23 protein-coding genes are annotated in these 24,637 nt (G+C 60.1%); 20 read left to right on the top strand and 3 right to left on the bottom strand.

Annotation, left to right across the window (positions count from 1 at the left end; genetic code table 11):
- Positions 1-14: 14 nt before the first annotated feature.
- The 4 genes from GHO32_RS17910 (at position 15) to GHO32_RS17895 (ending at position 3,662) form a co-directional block, all read left to right on the top strand.
- On the top strand, positions 15-695 hold the full coding sequence (locus GHO32_RS17910) for a Fe2+-dependent dioxygenase (RefSeq protein WP_153332760.1): 681 nt from the start codon (positions 15-17) through the stop codon (positions 693-695).
- Between the two features lie 89 nt (positions 696-784).
- A complete protein-coding gene (locus GHO32_RS17905; protein ID WP_256665438.1) occupies positions 785-1,837 on the top strand; it encodes an ABC transporter substrate-binding protein in 1,053 nt (350 codons plus the stop codon).
- Positions 1,834-2,895, top strand: a complete 1,062-nt coding sequence (locus GHO32_RS17900; protein WP_153332756.1) for an iron ABC transporter permease — start codon at positions 1,834-1,836, stop codon at positions 2,893-2,895. The genes GHO32_RS17905 and GHO32_RS17900 overlap by 4 nt, the downstream gene beginning before the upstream one ends.
- Positions 2,892-3,662 carry an ABC transporter ATP-binding protein gene (locus GHO32_RS17895; RefSeq protein ID WP_153332754.1) on the top strand — a complete coding sequence of 257 codons (771 nt, stop codon included), beginning with the start codon at positions 2,892-2,894 and terminating at the stop codon, positions 3,660-3,662. Before GHO32_RS17900 ends, GHO32_RS17895 begins: the two co-directional genes overlap by 4 nt.
- Positions 3,663-3,743: 81 nt before the next feature.
- On the opposite strand, the gene GHO32_RS17890 is transcribed toward GHO32_RS17895, so the two are convergent.
- Complete coding sequence (locus GHO32_RS17890; RefSeq protein ID WP_153332752.1) at positions 3,744-4,901, bottom strand: MFS transporter; 1,158 nt, start codon at positions 4,899-4,901, stop codon at positions 3,744-3,746.
- Positions 4,898-5,425: a serine hydrolase gene (locus GHO32_RS17885; RefSeq protein WP_153332750.1), complete on the bottom strand. Its 528-nt coding sequence runs from the start codon at positions 5,423-5,425 to the stop codon at positions 4,898-4,900. The genes GHO32_RS17890 and GHO32_RS17885 overlap by 4 nt, the downstream gene beginning before the upstream one ends.
- 121 nt (positions 5,426-5,546) lie before the next feature.
- Between GHO32_RS17885 and GHO32_RS17880 the strand changes: the two genes are divergently transcribed.
- Positions 5,547-6,428: a LysR family transcriptional regulator gene (locus GHO32_RS17880; protein ID WP_153332748.1), complete on the top strand. Its 882-nt coding sequence runs from the start codon at positions 5,547-5,549 to the stop codon at positions 6,426-6,428.
- Positions 6,429-6,470: 42 nt separating this feature from the next.
- Here the strand turns inward: GHO32_RS17880 and GHO32_RS17875 are convergent, their stop codons facing one another.
- A complete protein-coding gene (locus GHO32_RS17875; protein WP_256665428.1) occupies positions 6,471-7,247 on the bottom strand; it encodes a DeoR/GlpR family DNA-binding transcription regulator in 777 nt (258 codons plus the stop codon).
- A 119-nt stretch (positions 7,248-7,366) separates the two neighbouring features.
- On the opposite strand from GHO32_RS17875, the gene GHO32_RS17870 reads away from it, so the two are divergent.
- The 15 genes from GHO32_RS17870 (at position 7,367) to GHO32_RS17800 (ending at position 24,593) form a co-directional block, all read left to right on the top strand.
- A complete protein-coding gene (locus tag GHO32_RS17870; RefSeq protein WP_153332746.1) occupies positions 7,367-8,395 on the top strand; it encodes a glycoside hydrolase family 3 N-terminal domain-containing protein in 1,029 nt (342 codons plus the stop codon).
- Positions 8,396-8,621: 226 nt separating this feature from the next.
- Positions 8,622-9,131, top strand: coding sequence for a sigma-70 family RNA polymerase sigma factor (locus GHO32_RS17865; RefSeq protein WP_153332743.1), 510 nt, complete (start codon positions 8,622-8,624; stop codon positions 9,129-9,131).
- A gap of 1 nt (position 9,132) precedes the next feature.
- The gene (locus GHO32_RS17860) at positions 9,133-10,092 is read left to right on the top strand and encodes a FecR domain-containing protein (RefSeq protein ID WP_153332741.1); all 960 of its coding nucleotides are present in this window, start codon (positions 9,133-9,135) and stop codon (positions 10,090-10,092) included.
- A gap of 114 nt (positions 10,093-10,206) precedes the next feature.
- Positions 10,207-12,849 (top strand): TonB-dependent receptor, encoded by a 2,643-nt coding sequence (locus GHO32_RS17855; RefSeq protein WP_153332739.1) that lies wholly within the window; start codon positions 10,207-10,209, stop codon positions 12,847-12,849.
- Positions 12,850-13,169: 320 nt separating this feature from the next.
- A complete protein-coding gene (locus GHO32_RS17850; protein ID WP_368668334.1) occupies positions 13,170-14,468 on the top strand; it encodes an NAD(P)/FAD-dependent oxidoreductase in 1,299 nt (432 codons plus the stop codon).
- Positions 14,469-14,605: 137 nt separating this feature from the next.
- The gene (locus tag GHO32_RS17845; RefSeq protein WP_123749281.1) at positions 14,606-15,637 is read left to right on the top strand and encodes an ABC transporter substrate-binding protein; all 1,032 of its coding nucleotides are present in this window, start codon (positions 14,606-14,608) and stop codon (positions 15,635-15,637) included.
- 13 nt (positions 15,638-15,650) lie between these two features.
- Entirely contained in the window at positions 15,651-16,685 is a 1,035-nt protein-coding gene (locus tag GHO32_RS17840; protein WP_153332735.1) for an ABC transporter substrate-binding protein, read from the top strand.
- Positions 16,686-16,761: 76 nt separating this feature from the next.
- Entirely contained in the window at positions 16,762-17,844 is a 1,083-nt protein-coding gene (locus GHO32_RS17835; RefSeq protein WP_178113905.1) for an ABC transporter ATP-binding protein, read from the top strand.
- A complete protein-coding gene (locus GHO32_RS17830; RefSeq protein WP_153332733.1) occupies positions 17,841-18,722 on the top strand; it encodes an ABC transporter permease in 882 nt (293 codons plus the stop codon). The genes GHO32_RS17835 and GHO32_RS17830 overlap by 4 nt, the downstream gene beginning before the upstream one ends.
- Before the next feature lie 4 nt (positions 18,723-18,726).
- Entirely contained in the window at positions 18,727-19,542 is an 816-nt protein-coding gene (locus GHO32_RS17825; RefSeq protein ID WP_153332731.1) for an ABC transporter permease, read from the top strand.
- On the top strand, positions 19,539-21,020 hold the full coding sequence (locus GHO32_RS17820) for an FAD-dependent oxidoreductase (RefSeq protein ID WP_153332729.1): 1,482 nt from the start codon (positions 19,539-19,541) through the stop codon (positions 21,018-21,020). The genes GHO32_RS17825 and GHO32_RS17820 overlap by 4 nt, the downstream gene beginning before the upstream one ends.
- Positions 21,017-22,186, top strand: a complete 1,170-nt coding sequence (locus GHO32_RS17815; protein WP_153332727.1) for an FAD-binding oxidoreductase — start codon at positions 21,017-21,019, stop codon at positions 22,184-22,186. Before GHO32_RS17820 ends, GHO32_RS17815 begins: the two co-directional genes overlap by 4 nt.
- A gap of 81 nt (positions 22,187-22,267) precedes the next feature.
- Positions 22,268-23,059, top strand: coding sequence for an IclR family transcriptional regulator (locus GHO32_RS17810; RefSeq protein ID WP_153332725.1), 792 nt, complete (start codon positions 22,268-22,270; stop codon positions 23,057-23,059).
- Between the two features lie 104 nt (positions 23,060-23,163).
- The gene (locus GHO32_RS17805) at positions 23,164-24,198 is read left to right on the top strand and encodes a zinc-dependent alcohol dehydrogenase (protein ID WP_153337963.1); all 1,035 of its coding nucleotides are present in this window, start codon (positions 23,164-23,166) and stop codon (positions 24,196-24,198) included.
- A 35-nt stretch (positions 24,199-24,233) separates the two neighbouring features.
- A complete protein-coding gene (locus GHO32_RS17800; protein WP_048371995.1) occupies positions 24,234-24,593 on the top strand; it encodes a RidA family protein in 360 nt (119 codons plus the stop codon).
- Positions 24,594-24,637: the final 44 nt, after the last annotated feature.

The following is a 24,637-nucleotide window of genomic DNA, read 5'->3' as shown; positions in this document are numbered from 1 at the left end:
CGCGGGAGCCGCGCATGCTGATCGACATTGCCGACGTCTTCACCGCCGACGAAGTGGACGAGATGCGCACGCGGCTGCTGGCTGAACCGTGGGTGGATGGCAAAGTCACGGCCGGGCAGCGCTCGGCCCGTGACAAGTTCAACCGCCAATTGAACGAGGATTCGGCGCTGGGCTTGTTGTTTGGCCAGCGCATCCTCGCGCGGTTGTCCGAGAACGCGTTGTTTATGTCGGCGGCGCTGCCCAAGCGGATTTATCCGCCCTTGTTCAATCGTTACAGCGGTGGCGAGGCGTTCGGCTTTCATATCGACAACGCCATTCGCGGCATTAAAGGTGTGCGCGAACGCGTGCGCACCGACCTGTCTGCCACCTTGTTTTTGACTGATCCCGAGACCTACGACGGCGGCGAACTGGTGATCCGCGACACCTTTGGCGAGCGCAGCGTCAAGTTACCGGCCGGGCATCTGGTGCTGTACCCCGGCACCAGCGTGCACAAGGTCAATCCCGTCACCCGCGGCGAGCGGGTGGCCGCATTTTTCTGGATCGAAAGCCTGGTCCGCGAAGACAGCCAGCGCAGCCTGTTGCTCGACATGGATGTAGCCATTCAGCGCCTGAACGCACAACAGGCCGATGACGAGTCGCTGCTGCAACTCAGCGGCGTGTACCACAACCTCTTGCGTCGCTGGAGCGACGTGTGAGCCCTTCATTTAGTGGGAGATTAATCGTGTCCAAATCGTTTACACGCGTGTGGTCATTGCTGGTGGTGTTAATCGTTGGCGGGTTCGGCATGGTGTCGTCGGCCTGGGCTAAAGACGTCACCGACGTGCTGGGTCGGGTGGTCGACGTGCCGGAACATGTGCAGCGGGTGGTGCTGGGCGAGGGTCGATTGATTTCGACGCTGGCCATTCTTGACCGCGATCAGCCTTTTAAGCGTGTCGTGGGCTGGCAGAACGACCTGCGCAAACTTGACCCCAATACCTACGCCGCTTACGTGGCGAAGTTTCCAGAGGTCAAAGACATTCCGCTGATTGGCCAGGCCTCGGAGCAGAGCGTCAGCGCCGAAGAAATCCTCTCGCTGAAGCCGGACCTGGCGGTGTTCAGCATCTCCGGGCATGGCCCGACCGAGCACAGCCCGGTAGCCGATATCCTCGAAAAAGCCGGCATCCCGGTGCTGTTTGTCGACTTTCGGGTCAACCCGGTGCAGGGCACCCATGACAGCATGACTGCACTGGGCAAGGCACTGGGGCGTGAAGCACAAGCTCAAGCTTTCCTGGATTTCTACCAGCAGCACATTGACCACATCACCGAGACCTTGGGCGCAATCGACGACAGCAAACGCCCTAGCGTGTTTCTTGAACTGCTGGCCGGTGTCTGGGCCAACCCGGGGCATACCACGGGCAAAGGCGGCATGGGCGAACTGATCAAACTGGTGGGCGGACGCAATATTGCCGCTGGCGTAGTGCCCGGCGCACTGGGCGATATCAGTGTTGAATACGCGCTCAAGGCTGATCCGGACATTTACATACTCACCGGCAATCAAAAGCCGGGCGTGATGATGGGCGCAGGCATTGACCAGGCCACGGCCCAAGTGTCGCTCAAGCTGGTGTTGAGCCGCCCTGAGTTTGCCCAACTGCGGGCGATTCGCGAAGGCAATGTGCATGGCTTGTGGCATGACTTCTACAACTCGCCGTACAACATCCTGGCGATCGAGGCCATGGCCAAGTGGATTCACCCCGAAAAGTTCGCCTCCCTTGACCCGCAGCACACGCTGGAGCAAATCAACCAGCAGTTCCTCGGCATGCCGTTGGCAGGCCAATACTGGATCAGTGAACAGAAATGACCGCGCACCTGAACCCCGCCGTGGCCGCTGCCAGCCACGGCTACCGGCGTCTGCTGGCGCGACGGGTCGGCTTGTTGGCGGGTATCGGCGTTGCGTTGGTTGCGGCGGTGTTGCTCGATCTGTCGACCGGCTCCTCGGGGATGACCCTTGGGGCTTTGGCCGACGGCCTGTTGCACCCGCAAAGCCTGGCCGTGACTGACCGGGTGATCATCTGGAATGTCCGCTTGCCCTACGCGCTGATGGCGGTGCTTGTAGGCGCCGCGCTGTCACTGGCCGGTGCAGAAATGCAGGCCATCCTGAATAACCCGCTGGCCAGCCCCTTTACCCTGGGGGTGTCATCGGCGGCTGCGCTGGGCGCTTCGCTGATCATTGTTTTTCCGGTCAGCAGCGCTTTATTGAGCCGCGATTCCATCGTCGCGTTGTCCGCGTTCGTGTTTGCCTGTGGCTCGATGTTTTTGCTGCATGGCATGTCACGATTAAGGGGGGCAGGGGTCGAAACCCTGGTGCTGTTCGGCATTGCCCTGGTGTTCAGCTGTAACGCGCTGGTGGCGCTGTTGCAGTTGATGGCCACCGAAGATGTGCTGCAACAGTTGGTGTTCTGGAGCCTGGGCAGCGTCGCGCGGGCCAATTGGGACAAACTGAGCATTCTCGCCGTGGTTCTGGCGCTGATCTTGCCGTTTTCGCTGCACGCGTCTTCGCGCATGACCTTGTTGCGCATGGGTGAAGACCGCGCACAAAGCTTTGGCGTTGACGTGCGCCGGCTGCGGTTTTTCTCGCTGCTGCGCATCAGCTTGCTGTCGGCGACGGCGGTGGCCTTTGTCGGCACCATTGGCTTTATCGGTCTGGTGGGCCCGCACATTGCGCGCATTTTGATTGGTGAAGACCAGCGCTTTCTATTCCCGGCCAGCGCGCTGGTGGGGGCGCTGTTGCTATCACTGTCCTCGGTGGTCAGCAAAATCATCATGCCGGGGGTGATCGTGCCGGTCGGCATCGTCACCGCTTTGGTGGGCGTGCCGATTTTTGTGGCGCTGGTGTTCAAGCGGGGTCGGCAGCTATGAGTGCTCAGGGCTTAGTGATCAGCCATGCCCAAGTAACTTATGGCCGTCGTGTAGTGATTGCAGATGCGTCATTGCCCGAGCTTCAACCCGGCACTCTCACCGCGTTGATTGGGCCCAATGGTGCCGGCAAATCCACGTTGCTACGCGGCCTGGCGGGGCTTGAACGCTTGCAGGGCACGGTCAGCTTGCAAGCCCGGCAACTGACGACGATGTCGGTGTCGGAGCGAGCGCGACTCATCACCTACATGCCGCAACACCTGCCGCCGGGGCTGGGGCTCAGCGTGATCGAAAGCGTCATGGCGGCCTTGCGTGTTGGCGGCAGCGGTGGTGATTACCTCGAACAGGCGTATGCTGCCTTGCAGCGGATTGGCATTGAACATCTGGCTGATCGCATGCTCAATGCGCTCTCGGGCGGGCAGCGCCAATTGGTCAGCCTGGGGCAACTGATTGCGCGTCGCCCGAGCGTTATGCTGCTGGATGAGCCCACCAGCGCGCTGGACCTGAGCTACCAGTTGCGGGTGATGGAATGCGTGCGTGACATGGTTCGCCAGCACCAATTGATCGCGGTAATCGTAATGCATGACATCAGCCTGGCGGCGCGTTATGCCGACACTATCGCCGTGTTGCAAGACGGGCAAATCATGGGCTTTGGTGCCGCAGAAGAGGTACTGACCCCGCAACTGTTTGCCGATGTGTACGGTGTCAAGGCGCGGGTCGAGCGCTGTTCGCAACAGACCTTGCAAGTGCTGGTGGACTGCCCCGTCTGAGGGTGGGAGCGAGCTTGCCTCGCGATCTTTGAAAAGATCAAAAAATCGCGAGCAAGCTCGCTCCTACAGTTTTCAGAGTGGTCAACCGCTCTTCAATACCACCCAAAAGCTCGCTACCAATAGCACCAGCACCACTGGGGCGAAGGCGCTGACACCCAGTTGCTCCAGCAATACGCCGCCGAGAATCCCGCCGCCTGCAATGGCGGTATTCCAGGCGGTTACCAGCATGGATTGAGCGACGTCTGTCGCGCAGGCAGCGGCCTTGGCCATGGCGGTTTGAAACAGGGTGGCGGCGCCACCGAATGCCAAACCCCAAGCGCCTACCGCCAGATAAACAATGCTCGGTACCTTGTCCGCAAGGGCCAATGCCAGGGCGGCAAGGGCAAAAACAGCAATGCTGGTTAACGTCAGCATGCGCAGATGACGGTCGATCAAAATGCCGATAATCCAAATGCCCAGCAGAGACGTCAAGCCAAACACCAACAGCACCAGGCCCGTACGCTCGGCCATGCCTGCCGCGCCCAGGAACGGTGCGATATAGGTATAGAGAATGTTGTGCGCCAGGACAAAAGCCAGCACCACGAACAACACCGAGCGGACACCGGGTAACTGGAATACCTGACGCAACGGCAGTCGTTTTTCCTGAGCTTTCCCGGCAAAATCAGGGACTTGTAAGCGCACCCAGAACATTAACAGTACGGCCAGCACGCTCATGATCGCAAAGCAGATGCGCCAACCCACCAACACCCCCAGGAACGTGCCCGCCGGAACACCCAGCGACAGGGCCAGCGGTGTACCGACCATCGCCATGGCAATCGCCCGACCTTGTTGATGGGGCGGCACCATGCGTGCGGCATAACCCGCCAGCAGTGCCCACAATAACCCCGCCGACATGCCTGCAAGAAAGCGCGCCAGCATCGTCAGCGCATAACTGGTAGACAGCGTCGTCACAGTGTTGGCCACTACAAAGCCAGCAATCGCGATCAGCAGCAATGGGCGCCTGCGCATGCCCTGCGTGGCGGCCGTCAACGGAATGGCCGCCAGCAGTGAACCGATGGCGTAGATCGTCACGGTCTGGCCCACCCACGCCTCGGAAACAGCCAGGCCTTCGGCCATTTGTGGCAGCAGCCCGGCGGGCAAGGCTTCGGTGAGGATGATGATAAAAGCGGTCATGGCCAGCGCCAGCAGCGGGGCCAATGGCAGACGTTCGGTCTTAGTCAGTGCTGCGCTTGGGCTCATGGACGCACCGCCAGACCACCGTAGACCGCATCGCGCAGATCACTGACGAAGCGCCCGGACATGCCAGCGCCTGCTGAAGGGAAAGCATCCGTATCGAAGATCCGCGCGGGGCTGTAATCAATCCCTGCGGTGCCTTCAACCACTGGCACACATTCACCCTCGCCAAGTCGATGCGGTGGTTGGTTATTGACGTAGGTGGTAGCTACCCGATGGGGGGCATGTGCGGTAAAACCGGTATCGAGCATGCCCAATGGCACCCCTTGAATGCGCGCAACCAAGGCACCGAGGACATCGGTGGCCAGCGAATAGCGCCATTGAGTACCGGGCTCAAACAGCAATGGCACACTGGTCAGGCGGCGCAGGTTTTCTTCCAGGCAGATGCCCGAAGCGTCCATGCCGTCCGAGACGCCCGCCCGGGCATACAGTCGTTGGTCATCCCGCGCCTGCTGAACAACGGCCTGGATACGTTCAGATAGCTGCGCCGAAGTAACGCCTCGGGGCAGGGGATAGGTGAAGGCGGTCATGGTCACTCCTGGGTAAATAAGTCGTGACCTGACAATATAAAGGTCGAGATTAAAGAAAAAGCTGGATACAGTTCCTTGATGTGCGGACGTGAACGTCCGCAATCAAACGACGAGGGATGCAATGGACAGCCTGAATGGCTTCGTGGTCTTTGTTCAGGTCGCTGAAACCCGCAGCTTCGTGGCGGCGGGGCGACTGTTGGGGGTGTCTGCCTCGGCGGTCGGTAAATGCGTAGCGCGGCTCGAAGAAAAGCTCGGTGTGCGGCTTTTTCATCGCAGCACCCGCAGCGTTACATTGACCGCGGAAGGTGCGTTGTTTCTGGAGCGCAGCCGACGCATCCTCGCTGAGATCGAAGCAGCCCAGCAGGAACTGTCACAAGCCTCTTCGGCACCGCGCGGTCGCCTGCGGGTGAGCCTGCCGATGGTCAGCTCGCTGGTGTTGCCGGTGCTCGGCGAATTTATGCGCGCCTACCCCGAGATTGAGCTGGACCTGGATTTTACTGACCGCAGGGTTGACGTCATCGAAGAAGGTTTTGATGCCGTGGTGCGCATTGGCAACCCCGTCGATTCAAGATTGTCGGCCCGTCGTTTGGGTTCATTCGCCATGCAGGTGGTGGCTTCACCGGATTATTTGGCACTGCGGGGCACGCCGCAGGTCCCGGCTGATCTGTTGCAGCACACCTGCATGCACTATCGCTGGCCCAACAGCGGCAAGCTCGAAACATGGGCGTTGCGCCAAGCCCCTGGCGAGCCCGAACTGCAACTGCCCACCTCGATGATCTGCAACAACGTCGAAACCCGCGTGTGTTTTGCACTGCAAGGATTGGGCGTCACTTATCTGCCGGAGTTCGCCATCCGCGAGCCCTTGGCCGATGGCCACCTGCAACTGATTCTGGAAGATTATGTGGAGCACCGCGGGGTGTTTTATGTGCTCTGGCCCGCCAGCAAACACCCGTCGCCCAAAGTGCGGGCGCTGGTGGATTTTCTCTGTGCTCGGATAGCTTGATAAAGATCGCAGGCTGCAGCAGCTCCACGCGATCTCTTGACCTCAGCTCGCGATCACAACTGTCGAGACCTTGGCTTGAATAGGCTCCAGCCGTTCTGCCGGGGCGTCATGTTCCACCACCAGCACACTCAACTCTTCGCAGGCGGCCACGTGGTAGTGGGCAATGCTGGACAGCTTTTCATTGGTCACGGCCACCACAATTTGCCCGCTTCGCGACACGACAGCCCGCTTGAACTCTGCTTCGTCCATGTTGAACGCAGTCACGCCCTTGCTGGCATCTATCGCGCAGGCGCCTAAAAAGCACAGATCAAAATTGAAATGGGCCAATTGTTGAATCGCGCTCAGGCCATGGATGTTGCCTGAGGTTTTGTCCAGGCGCCCACCCAGCAAGATGACTTCGGCCAACGGCAGTGTGTCCAGTTGCAGGGCAATGGCGGGCGAATTGGTGGTGACGCAAACTGCAATATTGTGATCGATTGCGCTCGTTATGCAGGCATTGGTGGTACCGCCATCGATAAACACGTGCTGGCCCGCTTTGATCAGCGTCGCTGCCGCCTGGCCCAGCGAGCTCTTGCGCTCGATGTGTTGCGTTTGCCTGTCCTTCACAGGTCGCTCCGGCGCCAATGAAATGGCCCCTCCGTACACCCGTTTACACAGCCCTGCTTGCGCCAGCGCCGCGAGATCTCGACGGATTGAGTGCTCGGAAACGTTAAATTCCTGAGCCAGCTCCCCAGCCACCACCCGGCCGTGAGTCGCCAGCCGTTGGGCGATCAGGGTTTGTCGCTCTCCGGGGAAACTCTCATGAGTGAGCATTGACATCCGTTGAATCCTGTTTAAATTGAGCATAAACGAGCATTGATGATTGGTTTTTTGCTCGAAGGTGATCGGTATCATGCGTGGCGGCTCGTCACGCGTCAAACAGCGGTTAAGGAGTCGTAATGTCAGGTGAACTGCTGCGGGCTGCGTATTCGGTATTGTTGCCCGCCATCGGCGATTTGAATCTGGATGAGCCTGTCCGTCGCCATTTAAGCCGTGGTGGCGTCTCGGTGTTGTTGGGCGAAACACGGGATGAGTACATCGGCAGGGCCATGACCCAGGCGCGTCGCGACGCCGAGACGCAAACCAAATTGGCCAGCCTGACTCAACACGTCTCGGCATTGGCCGGTGGACCGGTGTTGATCGCGGTGGATCAAGAACTCGGTGGCATCGAGCGCCTGCACCAATTGGTTCCGACAATTCCTTCAAGGGCGCAACTCAATGACCTGAGTGCCGAGGTTATTGAACAGCGCTGCTATGAAATGGCCACTGTGGCACGCCGGTTAGGCGTCAATCTGTTTCTCGCGCCGATTGTCGATGTGGTAACCGGCATCAATCCGTGGCTGCTTAACCGGCATTTGGGGGACGATCCGGTGCAGGTCAGTCGCATTTCCTGTGCCTTTATCCGTGGGGTTCAGCGCGCCGGGGTCATTGCCACGGCTAAACATTTTCCGGGTCACTACGCCATTGAGCATGACCCGGCCATTGCCCTGGCCACCGTGCACGGCCCGCTGGAGTTGCTTGACGACAACCTCCAGGTGTTCCGGCAAGTGATTGGTGCTGGCGTGCAAGCGGTCATGCCCGGCCCGGCGGTGTTCCCGGCTATTGACCCGGACCAGTCGGCCTCGACATCGGCCAAGGTTATTGCCTTGTTGCGTGACACGCTGGGGTTCGACGGGCTGATCATTTCAGATGACCTGGACGCAGTGTCCATCCTGCGGGGCAATACCTTGACCGATACGGCCGTGGCTTCGCTGGCGGCGGGTGCGCATTTGTTGCTGGTGTCCAGCGAGTCAGGGCTCGATGCCATTGCCGAGGCGATCGTCAGCGCAGTGGATGAAGGAACGCTGGAGCGTCAGGTGTTGCTGGCGGCCTCGTCCAAGGTGCGAGCAGTTGCCAAATCGCAGCAATCTGAGCCGTTGATCAAATAATTTGCAAGAAATTGCTCGCTCGTCACACATAGCAATGAGGCCGAAATATCCATCTGTATTCAGGTGGGATGTGACGTGTCTCGCAGTCTCAAAAGGCCTGAACTTAATATTCCTAAAAGTTATAGAAAAATACATTTTAAGTATTATTAGCGAATAACGCCTTTTGATAGCATTGCCCCGCCGGTACACCGGACACACAGCGCATCTCACCCTGATTGGAGTCTCCATGTCCGGCGCCGACACTTCTCACAGTGAATACGTGGGCGGATTATTCCGCAGTCATTACCAATGGCTGTGCACACGCTTGCGCCGCCACCTCGACTCCAGCGCCCACGCTGAAGACATTGCCGCCGATACGTTTGTCCAGTTGCTGACTTCGCCCGGCGTGGTGCCCATTCGCCAGCCCCGTGCACTGCTGACCACCATTGCCCAGCGTTTGATGTACCAACTGTGGCGCCGTCGTGATTTGGAACGGGCCTATCTGGATGCCTTGCAACTGGATGACGTGTACGAAGCGCCTTCGCCCGAAGAACTGGCGCAGATGATTGAGGCGTTGCAGTGCATTGATCAGTTGCTGGATGGCTTGCCGGCCAAGGTCAAGGCCACCTTTTTGCTGTCTCAGGTCAATGGCCTGACTTACCCTGAAATTGCCGCTGAATTGGGCATTTCCCAACGCTCGGTCAGTGACTACATGACCAAGGCAGTCAATCGCTGCCTGCGGGCTTGCCTGGAATGACATGAACATCGAAAACCAACACGACGACGTGATCGACAACGCGACTCGGTGGATTGTATTGCTGCGTTCAGGCCATGCCAGCGAGGCTGATTGGCAGGCTTACCGGCAGTGGCGCGCGCAAGACCCTCGGCATGAACAACTCTGTGCGCAACTGGAAACCCGTCTGGGAGTTTTTAAGGTGCCGATTGCCCAAGGGGTCAGCGGCAAGGTGCTGCAACAGGCCCTGAGTACCCCTGGCACCAGCCGTCGCAAACTATTGCAGGGCGCGCTGGCCTGTACCGGTGTGGCGTTGGGTGCCAGCTTGTTGGTCAGCCAGCGCACCACGCTGGGGGAACTGACGGCGGACGTTTCAACCGGCACCGCTGAACGGCGTACGGTGAGTTTGCCTGATGGCAGCGAGCTGTTTTTGAACGCCAAAAGCGCGGTCGATCTGGATTTCAGCGGCCCGCACCGGATCGTCCGATTGCTTGATGGGGAGCTGCGAGTCAAGGTCGCCACTAATCCGACAATGCCTTTTCAACTGGTGACGCCGCAGGCGTTGATCCACGTGCTGGGCAGTGACTTGACCGTACGTGAACGCGAAGGGCAGGGGCTGGTGGTGGCGCTCAAAGGCGCGCTGCAGATCGCTCGCCAGGGGCTGGAAACCCTGCAACTGCAAACCGGGCATGAGGTCTCTTATGACCGCTACGGGTTTAGCCCTGTGCGCGTGATGAGCCTGGGTGCCGCCGCGTGGGTCGATGGTTTGCTCGAAGTGCGGGATGTGCCGCTGGCACAGATTATCGAGGCCTTGCGGCCTTATCGCGGCGGTGTACTGCGCATCGACCCTGCGGTTGCCGAGTTGCGCGTCAGCGGCATGTTTCGGCTGGATAAAACCGAACAGGTGCTCGACACGTTGGCGCGGACCCTGCCGATCCAGGTGCTGCGTCGCAGCGATTACTGGGTCACCGTCACCTCCGCTTAATCGCGGTTCTAAGGACATAACCAAACGATCTGCAAGTTTTCTCTGCGCCAATCCACACCTCTCCCGTAAGCGCTGCGGGGAGCAGCGTTGTTCAGAGATTTAGGGAGAGTCACCTTGAGCGCGTCCAACACCTTTTCACGTCGCCAGCTACGGGCTTTTGCCATAGGGCCTCTGGCGAGCCTGTTCCTGACCTGCGCCTATGCGGCCGAAGAAGCCCGCCAGGTCTACCACATTGCCTCCGGCCCGCTGGATGAAGTGCTGCTGAACATCAGCCGTCAGAGTGGACAAGTCATTTCGTTTACCCCGCAACTGAGCCGTTATTCGTCGGCGGCGATCAATGGTTCGTTGTCGGCGGAGCAGGCCGTTGGCGAGGCCCTGCGCGGCACCGGTTTGCAGCTGCAAGTCAGCCCGGACGGGGCGTTTATCATCAAAGAGGGCGCGGCCAGCGCTAACAAAGCCGGGACCCAGGCCCAGGACGCTGCGCCCACCACAGCCTTGGACCGGGTGGTCGCCATCGGCACTCGGCGCGCCAACGCCACGGCCTTGAGCAGCAGCGCCCCCGTGGACGTGATCAACAGCGAAGAGTTGGTGCAGACCGGCGCCGTGACCCTCAACCAGGTACTGTTCCAGTTGCTGCCCTCGTTCAACTTTCCGCAAAACCAGAGCGCAACCCGTGGCCAGGACCCTAAAGGCGCTTCTTTGCGCGGGCTGTCCCCGGACGAAACACTGGTGTTGATCAACGGCAAGCGTCGACATGCGTCGGCAGTGGTGAACTTGTCGGGCGGTGTGCCATTTATTGGTGCGCAGTCTGTCGACCTGGACATGATCCCGATCAGCGCCATCGACCACGTCGAGGTGCTGCGTGACGGTGCCTCTGCACAATACGGTTCGGATGCGATTGCCGGGGTGATCAACATCGTGCTCAAAGAGCGCGACAGCGGCGGGCAAATCAACACTCAATTGGGCAAGTTTTCTCAGGGTGACGGCTTCAGCAAAACCGCTGATGGCTGGTATGGCCTGGGACTGCCGGGGGACGGTTTTCTGACCGTCAGCTTTAACGCGCTGAACAATAAACCGGACGATATCGGCGACAAGTTTTTCGCCGATGGACAAGTGCAAGACCCGCGCTGGGGCGGTGCCGGGCGTGACAAATACAACCTGGCGGCGAATGCCGAAATCGGCCTCAACGATCAATGGCGCCTCTACAGCTTCGCCACGTTCGGTCAGGACAAATCGGTCAACAACACGCCAAAGCTGCTGGCCAATAACCCGAACAACGTCACTGAGATCTACCCGAACGGGACCATTCCGAAATACCGCTACCGCTATGAAGATGGTGCACTGACGGTCGGCACCCGATATGAAGACGATACCCTGGGCCGCTTTGATCTGAGCGCCACCTATGGTCGCGACGAACATGACGAACTGGCCTACAACACCCTCAACCCCAGTTTTGGCATCGCCAGCCCGACCAAATTCCAGATTGCGACGCTGATCAACGAACAAACCAACGTGGGTCTGGACTACGTCAAAGACTTGCCCGTGAACTGGCTGACCAACCCGCTGAACATCTCGGCCGGGATCGCCTACCGCAACGAGCGTTATCGCCTGGAGTCGGGTGATTCCGACTCTTATTCGTTTGGCGGAATCGACGGTGTGCAAGTGGGTGGCGTACAGGCTTCCGGTTTGACTCCGGACGATGCCGGTACCTACTCGCGGGATGTTGCCGGGGTGTATTTCGGCCTGGAAAACCAGCTCACAGAGAAGCTACAACTGGGCCTGGCGGCGCGGACCGAGCATTACTCGGACTTCGGTTCGGCCACCACGGGCAAACTGTCGGCGCGGTATGACTTCACACCCAAGGTCGGGTTACGTGCCACCGTCAACAACGCTTATCGCGCACCGACACTGGGCCAGATCGGCACCTCGTGGACCACCACCACCAACGTCGATGCCAATGGCAACCCGGTGCTGACACGCATCTTGCCGTCCGATAACCCGGCTGCCCGTGCTCTCGGCGCAGAACAGCTCAAGCCTGAGAAGTCGACCAACTACTCGCTGGGGCTGGTGCTGCGTCCTGTTGACCAAGCCTCTGTGACCATCGATGCGTACCAGATCTCCATCCGTGATCGACTGCTGTTCAGCGGCGGTATTTCCGGGCCAGACGCCGAACGCATTCTGACGGAGGCAGGCTACGGCCAGTACACCTGGGCGCAGTTCATGACCAACGCGGTCGATACCCGTACCCGTGGCGTCGACATCGTCGGCAAGTACAACTTTGATCTGCAACAGTACGGTTCGCTGGCACTGAGCGCGGGTTACACCCGTGCTAAAACCACCATTGAGAAGGTCCACGAAAACGCCAACGGCTTTGAAACCGTGACCCGTGAAAGCCGTGGTTACCTGGAGTATGGCTACCCCAAAGACAAGTTCGTGTTGGGCGCGATTCACCGCTACGGCCCGTGGACCGTGGCCTTGAACGAAACCCGTTATGGCGAATACCGCAAGTTCGCCGCACAGGCCAGCGACTCGCAATACGATCAAACCTTCGGCGCTCAATGGACCACAGACCTGGACGTCAACTACGCCTTCACCAAGCAACTGCGCGTGTCGGTTGGCGCCAACAACCTGTTCAACAGCAAACCGGATGACTTTGACAGCCACCTGCGTCAAACCCCAAGCCAGAAGTACAGCTACCTGTCACCGGCGGCACCCGAAGGCACGTTTTACTACACCCGCTTGAGCTACGAGTTCTGATACGCGGTGGCGGGGTAACCCGCCACCTTTTTAACAGTTGGTGTTTTCCTGCCATTCCTCCCTCTGCGTAACGCCCCGCTCATCGGCGGGGGTACGTGTCTGTAAATTCGAAAATAAACATATCTTTCAGATAGATAGCGATTTTTAGCGCTACAGCTTCGCTGTCTTCACGATTATTTAATGATTTTAAAATCAGTTAATGCAATTGACAGTTGTATTTATTTGATTGAGCATTGCACTTAAATGATTTATAGATATCGCACAGCGATACGGAGATTAAATTGTACGATCCACTGGTCAATGCTCATCCAGGTGTCGGAGTGCCTCATTCGTCTTCTTATTGGGTGGATACGGCAGGTACAGCGCCGCCAGATGACGGCCCGCTCAAAGGGGACATTGAGGTCGACGTTGCGATCATTGGCGCCGGTTACACAGGCCTGAGTTGTGCGTTGCACCTGGCCCGCGAGCACGGCATTCGCGCCGTGGTCCTGGAAGCCAATCAGGTGGCCTGGGGTTGCAGTGGGCGTAATGGCAGCTTTGCCCGTATCTCCGGCGGGCGAGTGCCGCTGGCGCAGTTGATCAGTCGCTACGGCGAGAACACCGCGAAACAGTATTTTGCCGAGATGACTGCCGGGCTGAACACCGTGCGTGGGCTGATCCGTGAAGGCCAGATTGATTGCGACGCGCAGCCGGACGGCGTGTACAAGGTCGCCAGCAATGCCAAGCATGTTGAGTCGCTCAAGCGCGAAGTGGGGCTGTATCACGATGTACTGGGTTATGGCGCGCAACTGGTCAGCGGCGACCAGGTGCAAGCGGTGCATCGCGGTACTGAGTCATTTGGCGCGCTGTACATGCCTGATGGCTTTTCCATGCACCCGTTGAAACTGGCCTGGGGCGTTCATCGCCTGGCCCGTGAGGCGGGGGCCACCGTGCACGTGGGTTCGCCGGTAGTCGACTGGACCAGCGCCAATGGCAGCCACCGGTTGGTAACACCGGGCGGCGTGGTGACGGCGCGCAAGGTGGTGGTCGCCACCAATGGCTACACCTCCACGGCGCTTAATCGTGCAACGGCGGGGCGTGTGTTACCGGTTCACTCGCAAATTATCGTGACGCGCCCCCTCAGCGCTGAAGAAAAGCGCCAGACACTGCCCGGCAGCGAGTGCATGTTCGATACCCGCCATCTGTTGTCTTACTACCGTCGTTTGCCCGACGACCGCATTTTGTTTGGCGGGCGCAGCGCCATTACCGGGCGCGAAGCCGAAAGCCCGAAGCACCGGCAAAACCTGCAGGACGCTTTGTCCCGCAAGTTCCCGATGCTTGAAGGTATCCAGGTCGATTACAACTGGGGCGGCTGGGTCGCCGTCAGTGAAAGCTCGCTGCCATTTGTCTGCAAAGTGCCTGATTTGGACAACGTGTTCGCCGGGGGCGGCTATGCCGGCAGCGGTGTTTCATTTTCACTGCAGGTGGGCAAGCGTCTTGCACAGATGGTCACCGGCGATCCGCATCCTACCGAGGTGGACTTTCTTCATCAGTGCCCCAAGCGTTTCCCGTTCCAGCCGTTTTTGCGCATGGGCCAGCGTATGGCCTATGCCTGGTATCGATTCAAAGACGCTTCATAACGACCACGATTCAAGCGAAAAAGAAGCAACCCGTGCAGGTGTGACATTGCCTGCGCTCATTATAAAAAGAGTGATTCGGGCCAACACGGCCGGCGTTTTATTCAACTGTCTAATTACAACAAACTCAGGAGTTGAAAATGCGATTAATCAACACACCCATGGCCAGTCTTGCGCTGGCCATTACCTTCGGTGCAAGCGTGCACGCACAGGCAGCCGATACCGTCACTTTTGCGGGTTGGGGAGGAGCGCTACAGGATGCCGAGCGTACGGCGTATCTGAAGCCCGCGGAAAAAGCACTGGGCATCACCATCAAAGAAGACAACATGGACGGCCTTGCGGCGGTGCGCGCCCAAGTGATGTCGGGCAAGCCCAAGTGGGATGTTGTCGAACTGGCGTCCAATGATTGCGTGCTGGCCCAAGAGCAGGGGCTGACCGAGCCACTGGACTATTCAGTGATCAGCACCGATGGCGTGGCCTCGAACTTCTACGGCAAAAACTGGATCGCCAGTAACGCCTATTCCACCGTACTGGCCTGGGCAAAAGATGCCACAGGCCCGACCCCGAAGAACTGGCAAGAGTTCTTTGACCCGTCAATCAAGGCCTCGCGCTCCTTGTACCGCCAGCCTTACACCACGCTGGAACTGGCGTTGATCGCCGATGGCGTTTCACCCAAGCAACTCTACCCGCTGGACATCGACCGGGCGTTCAAGGTGCTGGAGCGCATCAAGCCGCAAGTGGTCAATTGGTGGCGCAGCGGCACCGACTCTGCACAACTGTTGCGCAGCCGAGAAGTGGACGCGCTGTCCATTTGGGCGTCGCGGGTTGATGAGTTGAAAAAGTCCGGCGAAAACGTGGACTACACCTATGACCATGCGTTGCTGGATTACGACTGCGTCGTGGTGCCAAAAGGTGCACCGAACAAAGCCCTGGCGATGAAACTGATCGCCGAAATCATGAAACCTGAAAGCCAGGCAACTCTGGTGACCGTGATCCCGAACCCGCCGATCAACGTCAAGGCCTACGACACCGGCATCATTCCTGCGGACATGGCGGCCACGTTGCCGACGGCTCCGGCCAATATCGACAAAGTGGTGTTCTTCGATCCGGTCTGGTGGCAAGCCCACCAAGCTGAGGTTCAACGTCGCTACGACCTGTTCATCCAGAATTGAGAAGGCCGTGATCATGATCAGTTTCAAGAAAAGCCTGTTATGCGGGGCGGTCATCGCTTCTTTGGGCTGGGGCGCCAGCTTTGCCGCCCTGGCTGACACCCTGACCTTTGCCGGTTGGGGCGGGGCCTTGCAGGACGCCGAGCGCAAAGCCTACCTCGAACCCGCCGCCAAGGCCCTGGGCGTGACTATCCGTGAAGACAACATGGACGGCCTCGCGGCAGTGCGTGCCCAGGTGATGTCAGGCAAGCCGAAATGGGATGTGGTGGAACTGGGCAGCACCGAGTGCGCCCAGGCTCAGCTGGAGGGGCTGGCCGAGCCGCTGGATTACAGCGTTATTGATGCCACCCATGTCGATAAATCCGTGGTCAGCAGCCACTGGATTGCCAGCCATGCCTACGCCACCGTGGTGGCCTGGGCCGAAGACACCGGCGCGCCGGTGGCGAAAAACTGGCAACAGTTCTTCGACCCGCAGTTCAAGGGGGCCCGCGCCCTGTACCGCCAGCCGTGGCTGACCATGGAAGCGGCCTTATTGGGCGACGGGGTTGCGCCTAAAGACTTGTACCCGCTGGACGTGGAACGGGCGATCAAGGTGCTCAACCGGATCAAGCCGCAGGTGGTCAACTGGTGGAGCGCGGGCGCGGATTCGGCGCAGTTGTTGCGCAGCCGTGAAGTCGATTTTCTGGCGATCTGGAATGGCCGGGTCAACGAGGTCAAGGCCAGCGGTGACAAGGTCAACTACAGCTTCGATGGCGCGCTGTTGAGTCATGACTGCCTGATCATCCCCAAAGGCGCGGCGAACAAGGCGCAGGCCATGAAACTCATCGCTCACATCATGCAGCCCGAAAGCCAGGCCACGCTGGCCACACTGATTCCGTACTCCCCGGTGAACAGCAAGGCGTATGACTTGCCGATCATTACTGACGAACTGGCCGCGCGGTTGCCGACCTCGCCTCAGAACATCGACAAAGTGGTCACCGTGTCGCCCGAGTGGTGGGTCAAGAACCAGGAGGCGGTTCGCCAGCGGTTCGCCCTGTTCCTCGCCAACTAAGCAGTGGGGTGGGACGCCGCTGGCGTCCCGTCTACGAAACAAGGGCGCCTGACGTCCGTATGTGCCGAGTGTGAATATGTCCGAAGAACACAAACTTTCGATGTCGATCGATATCGAAAAGCTGACCAAGACCTATGACAGTTTTGCCGCGCTGGATGATGTTTCGCTATCGATCAAAAGCGGTGAGTTCCTGTCGTTGCTGGGCTCCTCCGGCTCCGGCAAGACCACGCTGCTGATGGCCTTGGCCGGGTTCGTTCGCCCGGATGCAGGCAGTATCCGTTTTGGCGGGCGCGAAATGATCTTCGAGCCACCGCACAAGCGTGATGTGGGCATGATGTTCCAGAGTTACGCGTTGTTCCCGCATATGAACGTCTTCCAAAACGTCGCCTACCCGCTGAAGTTGCGCGGTTATAAACGTGCCGACATCCGTCAGCGGGTCGAGCAGGCGTTGGCCACTGTGGAGCTGGATCACCTGATCGAGCGTGGCATTACCGAAATGTCGGGCGGCCAGCGCCAACGCATCGCGCTGGCCCGGGCGATAGTCTTCGAGCCTAAAATCCTGCTGATGGACGAGCCGCTGTCGGCTCTGGACAAACGTCTGCGCGAAACCATGCAACTGGAGCTGCGCCGTCTGCACGAGCGCCTGGGCATGACCGTGGTGTACGTCACCCATGACCAGCGTGAAGCGCTGACCATGTCTGACCGGATCGCGGTCATGAGCAAAGGGCGGATTCGCCAGATCGACACCCCGATCAATCTCTATGAGCGCCCGGCCAACCGCTTTATTGCGGAGTTTGTCGGGGAGTCGTCGTGTTTGCCGATTACCTTGCAGGGCGGCCAGGCACTGTTTCAGGGCCGGGCCTTGCGCGGCGCCAACGTTGCCGGCGGTTTAAAGAACCCGAGCCTGGTGGTGCGCCCGGAAAAACTGCAGTTCGTCCCGGCCGAGGCCAGCGATTACAACCTGTTGCGCGGACATGTAGCCGACGTGATTTTCCAGGGTGAAAGCCAGTTGGTGCAGATTGATCTGGGGGAGGGCATGTCGGTGGCAATTCGTCGGCCCACCAACAGTTCCGAAGGCAATCGCCTGCCTGCCCGCGGCGATGCCGTGGTGCTGGGCCTGCACGTACAGGACACGCTGCTGGTTGGAGATGATCAATGAGCAGCGACCTTCTCGATGCGCTCAACGCGCGCGACCTGCGCAAGGCGCAAAGACGTGAGCGCTGGTATTTGTTCGGCTCGGGGCTGCCGGCTTTGCTTCTGGTGCTGCTGACGTTCGTGCTGCCGATTGGCTGGCTGTTCTGGCTGTCACTGTTCAATGCCGACGGGCAATTATCCATAGAGAACTACACCCGGCTGCTGGAACCGATCTATGTGCTGACGTTTGTGCAGACCTTCAAGACCGGGATCATTGTGACCATCGCCTGCGTGCTGATCGGTTACCCCTACGCGTACTTCATGATCAAGGGGCCGCGCTGGCTGGCCAATGTGGCCATGGCGCTGTTGCTGGTGTCGCTGTGGACGTCGTTGCTGGTGCGCACTTACGCCTGGCTGATCATTTTGCAGCGGCGCGGCATCGCCAATGACTTATTGATGAGCCTGGGCATTACCGATGCGCCGCTGCCGCTGGTGTACAACCTGACCGGCACGGTGATTGGCATGGTCCACATCATGTTGCCGTTCATGATTTTGCCGCTGTATGCCGCCATGAAGAGCATCGACCCGATCTACAGCCAGGCCGCCGCCGCGTTTGGCGCGTCACCGTCGCGGGCCTTCCGTGATGTGTTTCTGCCGCTGTCGGGGCCGGGGCTGGCCGCCGGTGCCACCTTGGTGTTTGTGATCACCTTGGGGTTCTACGTCACACCGGCGTTGTTGGGCGGCGGCAAGGTGCAGATGATCTCGATGCGGATCGAAAGTGACGTCTCCATGTACGCCAATTGGGGTGCAGCGTCGTCCCTGGGTGTGGTGCTGCTGTTGGCCACATTGCTGATCTTGTTCATTGTCAAAAAGAGCGCGGGCCTCGGCCGGCGCAGCGAGTGAAATCATGGTCCGACTAAAACAAAACCTGATGGCAGCGGTGCGCGGCTCCTGGCTCTATGTACTGGTGTTGGCGACCATGATTTTCCTGGTGCTGCCCACCTTGATCGTGATCCCGATGTCGTTTTCGGATGCGCGCTACCTGAGCTTTCCGCCCAAGTCGTTCAGCATTGAGCCGTTTTTCAAGTATTTCGCCTCGCTGGAATGGCGCAGCGCAACCCAGGTCTCGCTGATTACGGCATCACTGGTGATGGTGCTGGCGACCACCTTGGGCACCGCGGCGGCGTATTCGCTGCACGTGACCCAGTCGAAAGTCTCGGGGGTGCTGCGCGGCTTGTTGATGGCGCCGATGATTGTGCCGACCATTTTCATCGCCATTGGCCTGTTCTTTGTCTACGCCCGGCTTGACTTGAACAACACCATTCCCGGCCTGGTACTGGGGCATACGCTGCTGGCGCTGCCTTACGTGGTGATCAACGTCAGCGCCGGGTTGCGCAGCTATGACATGACCCAGGAGCAGGCTGCCTGCATTCTTGGCGCCAGTCGTCTACGGGCGTTCTTTGACGTGACGTTGCCGCAGATCCGTTTTTCCGTGATTGCGGCTGCGATGTTCGCCTTCGCCATTTCCCTGGACGAAGCGGTGATCTCGCTGTTTATCAGTGGCGGCGACACGTCGACCCTGACCAAGCGGATGTTCAGTTCGCTGCGTTCCGAGATCGACCCCTTGATCGCGGTGGTGGCGACCTTGATGACATTCCTGTCGATCATCATGCTGTGCATCAGCATCATGGCCAAACGCAAGGCCGGGAGGTCTGTTGAATGAGTGAGGTCAACCTGCGCCTGCGGCATGCCAGCAGCGAGTGTGTCGAGTTCTTCTGGAACGGTCGTTCTCTGCAAGGGCGCAAGGGCGAAAGCCTGGCGGCTGCGCTGCTGGCCAACGGTGTTCAGACACTTGCCTGGACGCGTAAATCCCATCGGCCGCTGGGTTACTCGGGCAGCTACGTGGCCGGGGTGCTGGCCAGGGTCGACGGGGTGCCCAATGTGCGGCTGGATCTGCTGGCGGTGACTGCCGGGGTGCAGGTTGAAATGCAAAATTGCTGGCCGAGCCCGGCGTTCGATGTGCTGCGCCTGTCGCGGCTGATTCCGGATCGTTGGCTGCAGGGCGGATTTGAGCACACCAATCTGGTGCCCAGCGGCTCGCCGCTGTTTCAGCGCTGGGAAGCCCTCTTGGCGTTCCTCGCAGGAGTCGCCAAACCGGCCGAGCGAACGGCTGAAGTGGCTGTGCCGCAAGGCCAGTATGTGAGCAGCGACGTCTTGGTCATTGGTGGCGGGCCTGCGGGTTGTGCCGCCGCCAATGAAGCGGCACGGGCCGGGCGCAGCGTGGTGTTGGTGACCCGTGGCCATCAACTAGGCCGTTATGCGCAAAGCGCTGGCCAGCCCAAGCCGCAGTTGGATGAGCGGGTGCAACAGGTGACTGGGGTTGAGGTGTTTGGGGCTTACCGGGAAGGGCAATTGTTACTCGGTGCGCCCCACGACCCGGCGCAAGGCGCCTTGGCCTTCGACGCTGATGATGTGGTACTGGCCACCGGGCGGCGTGCTTGCCCGCCGGTTATCCCGAATATGTGGCTGCCCGGCGTCATGGACGCGCGCACCGCGTTGATCATGGCCCACGAACAGGCAGTGGCGCCCGGTGCGCGGGTAGTGGTGGTCGGTAATGGCGATCAAACCGCCCATGCCAATCGTTTACGTGAGCTGGGGGTCAACGTGGTGGCGGTTAGAGCCGTAAGCGAATTGCGCCGTGTTCTGGGGCGCAACGCGGTGTCGGCGGCACTGTTCGATAAACCGGTCGCCTGCGACGCGCTGGTTCACGCCGGGCCGTGGCTGGTTGATGCCAGCCTGACGTTCCAGAGCCGCGCCGAAGGGCTGCTGCAATTGCGTGAGCAGCTCCAAACCCGCCTGCGCACGGTTGGCTCGGCGGTCGAACCTGATCAACCGCTGCCGGTGGCTGCACGTACGCGCTACAAGGCGTTGCTGTGCCCGTGTTTTGATGTGTCCTGCCACGAGGTCGAGGCCTTGATTGAACAGGGCATCACCGATCTTGAAGTGATCAAACGCCTGACCTCATGCGGCATGGGCCCGTGTCAGGGCCAACCTTGCTGGGACTTGCTGCGCGCGCTGGTCAGCGCCCGCAGCGGGATCCCGTTGCACACCTTGCCAAGGCCGACCCTGCGCCCGCCACGGCGGGCCCTGAGTGTCGCGCAAGCGGCCGGTCTGGCCGATGTTGTGGAGCCTCTGCAATGACCCCTACACAACCTTTGCCTGCACAGGCGTCGATCATCATCGTTGGTGCGGGGATCCAGGGCCTGTCGCTGGCTTTTAATCTGGCTGAATTGGGCGTGCGCGACATTCTCGTGCTTGACGCCGGTTATTGGCAGGGCGGCGCCTCGGGTCGCAACGGGACGTTGATTCGCGGGGCGTTCAGCTCACCGGAATGGACGCGCTTCTTCGCCCATTCGTGCCACTTGTGGCAGGGCCTGTCCAGGCGCCTGGGCGAGAACGTCATGTACTCGCGCCGCGGCTACAGCATGATCGGCGAGCGCAGCAGCACCGCAGCCATGCTTGACCGTACGCTGGAGGTGCACAAAGCCTGTGGCATCAATTCCAGCCTGTTGAACGCTGCGCAATTGCGTGAGGTGCTACCGGCGCTGGCACACCAGCGGGTCAGCGCGGCATTGCACCTGCCCGACAGTGGAGTCGCGCCGCACCATGCCGCCATGTTTGCCTATCGCCAAGCATGCGAAGCACGTGGCGTGAGCATTCGTTACCGCACCGAGGTCAGCGCCATCGACCGCAGCGCCGGTCGGGTGACCGGCATTCGTGTGGGTGAACAGCGGATTGCCACCGACACCCTGGTGCTGGCTGGCGGTGCCGAAAGCAACCGGTTGGCGCAATTGGCCGGCGTACCGCTGGACGGCTACCCGATGCGTCTGGAAGCCATTGCGCTGGAGCCGATGCGGCCCTTGATAGGCCCCGCCGTGGCGTTGTTGGACCGACTTTGTTACATGCACCAGACCGCACGCGGCGAGGTGGTGGGTGGCGCAGAAGTTGCCGAACGCCCGCAAAACACCTTGAATGCCGACGTGCCGGTGATGGCCGCGACTGCCAAAGCGTATCTGGAGATGTTTCCTCAACTGGGGCATGCCCGTATCTTGCGGCAATGGGCCGGGCTGGTGCATATATCCAAAGATTTTGGCCCGCTGCTGGGCGCACACAATGCCTTGCCGGGTTTGTTTATCAGCGCTGGCTGGTGCTACGGTCACGCCGGGGCGCCGGCCGCCGGTGAATTTCTGGCCAAGGCCATCGTCAAGGGCGTGGTGGATGAGCGTATGCGCCCGTTCGCCGTCGACCGTTTTGAACGTAACCAATCCGTGGTAGAGCCCGGTATTGTATTGAGTCATTTTGAATAACCAACCGTGCTTGAGCCCCACGCCGGCTCTCGAATTTACGCACCGTGATCGACATGCCTCGCGGCACACAAGGAAACAACCATGAGTTCTCTGGAAGACTCGCCACTCTTCATTACCGCCTTGTCCAAGGGTCTGTCTTTGCTGACCGCCTTTCGCGCCGGGCGCCCCAGCATGAGCCTGATTGAACTGGCAGAAGCGACAGGGCTGAACAAAAGCGCCGTGCAGCGTTCGGCGTTCACCCTTGAGGCGCTGGGCTACCTGTACAAGGACCCGGTCACCAAGCGCTTTCGCCTGGCCCCCAAATCCCTTGACCTGGGCACCGGCTACCTGCAAACCAGTGAGCTGATCGAACGCGCCAACCCGTACCTGCATGAGCTCAACCGGGATGTCGAAGAGAGCTGCAACCTGCTGGAACCCTGCGGCCTGGACATGCTCTACGTGGCGCGTTTTCCCAGCCACAGACAAATTGCCATTCACATCCCGCTAGGTCGCCACCTGCCCATGTACTGCACCTCGGCAGGCCGGGCTTATCTGGCAGCGCTGCCGGAGCACGAGGCTGACGCGATCCTGGTCGCCTCCGAACGCAAGGGCTACACCCCCAACACCGTCACCGACCTTGATCAACTGCGCGCCATCGTCGCCGAGGCCCGTCACGACGGGTACGCCTACGCCCTCGAAGAGTATTACGCCGGGGATATCAGCGTGGCCGCGGCGGTGGTCAATGCCGATGGTTACCCGCTGGGGGCCGTGAACATTTCGGTGCCGTTCAGTCGCTGGAACCTGGACGACGCCCGTAAACAACTGGCACCCAAAGTGATCAACACCGCCCGGTCCATCGCCAGCGCGACACGCAGTTTGCGCCCGGCGGGCTAACCCCCCAGGGCAATCCTTTTACCTGATACGCACTGCTGCGGGCCTGGCCCGCGGTATAGGTGCCGCTTTGCCCGGCTTTAGGGCCCAACTACAAGGAGACAGCGATGAGTCAAACCATGAAGGCTGCCGTACTGCACGCCGTGGGTGAGCCACTGCGGATCGAACAGGTGACAATCCCGACCCCGGGGGCCGGTGAAATCCTGATTCGCATCGTTGCCTGTGGCGTCTGCCACAGCGACCTGCATGCCATGGACGGTGACTGGTCGGATTTGCCCACCTTGCCGCTGATCCCGGGCCATGAAATCACCGGCCATGTCGCCGCCCACGGCGCAGGCGTGACTGAGCCCGCCATCGGCACAGCGGTCGGCATGCCCTGGATGTACAGCGCCTGCGGCACCTGCGAGTTTTGCCTGGGCGGCATGGAAACCATCTGTGAGCAGCGTGAATCCACGGGCTACAGCAAGCAGGGCGGTTATGCCGAATACATGATTGCCCCGGCGGCATTCGTCGCCAGCATCCCCTCCGGTGCCGACCTTTACGCCCTGGCGCCGATTCTGTGCGCGGGTGTCACCACTTATCGCGGCCTGATGCGCTCGCGGGCCCGACCGGGGCAATGGGTGGCCGTCATGGGCATCGGTGGCCTGGGCCACGTCGCCGTGCAGTACGCCATCGCCATGGGCTTGCGCGTAGCGGCCATTGATGTGTCGCCCGACAAGCTCGAACTGGCCGGCAGTTATGGTGCCGAGTGCCTGATCAATGCCCTCGACAACCCGGTGGCAACACTCAAGCAACAAATCCCCGGTGGCGTGCATGCGGTGTTGGTGACCGCCACGGCCAATGCCGCTTTTGAGCAGTCGATCAAGATGCTGCGCCCCGGTGGTACAGCGGTGTTTATCGGCTTGCCAGGCGGCGATGCCGACACGGTTCGCGCTTCCATTTCCAGCATCAGCGGCTGGGAGCTGTCGATCACCGGCTCCAATATCGGCACCCGCCAGGACCTTAACGAGGCGGTGGCGTTTGCCGCCCGTGGCCAGGTCAAGGCGCAGATCAGCCTTGAACGCCTGGAAGACATCAACGACATCTTTGAACGCATGCGCCGGGGCCAACTGGTCGGGCGCACGGTCCTGAAAATCGCCTGACCTGATCCTTTAAACCTCAACAGGAGTTAGCACCCATGACCATTACTCGCCTGCAACCCAATCCGGGCCTGCTCAGCCATGCGCTGGTACACAACGGTATTGTCTACATCACCGGCCAGGTCCCGGCCGACCGCACTCAAGACGTCGCCGGGCAGACCGCGCAGGTTCTGGCGCGGATCGACGCCTTGCTCGCCGAAGCCGGGTCGGACAAGTCACACATTCTGTTCGCACAGATCTGGCTCAAGCATGCCGTGCAGGATTTTGCCGCCATGAACGCGGTCTGGCGTGAGTGGATTCCGCAGGATGCATTGCCGGCACGCGCCACCGTCGAGGCCAATATGGCTGCCGACAACATTTTGGTTGAAATCGCCTTGCAGGCAGCCGTCAAGGCCTGAGCCATTTAATACGGCCGGGCAAGGGCTGCTTGCCCGGCATGGGA

Source organism: Pseudomonas sp. FSL R10-2189, from assembly GCF_009600325.1.
GTDB lineage: Bacteria > Pseudomonadota > Gammaproteobacteria > Pseudomonadales > Pseudomonadaceae > Aquipseudomonas > Aquipseudomonas helleri.
Note: the sequence above shows the minus strand (reverse complement) of the source record. Positions and strands in the feature narration are given on the sequence as shown.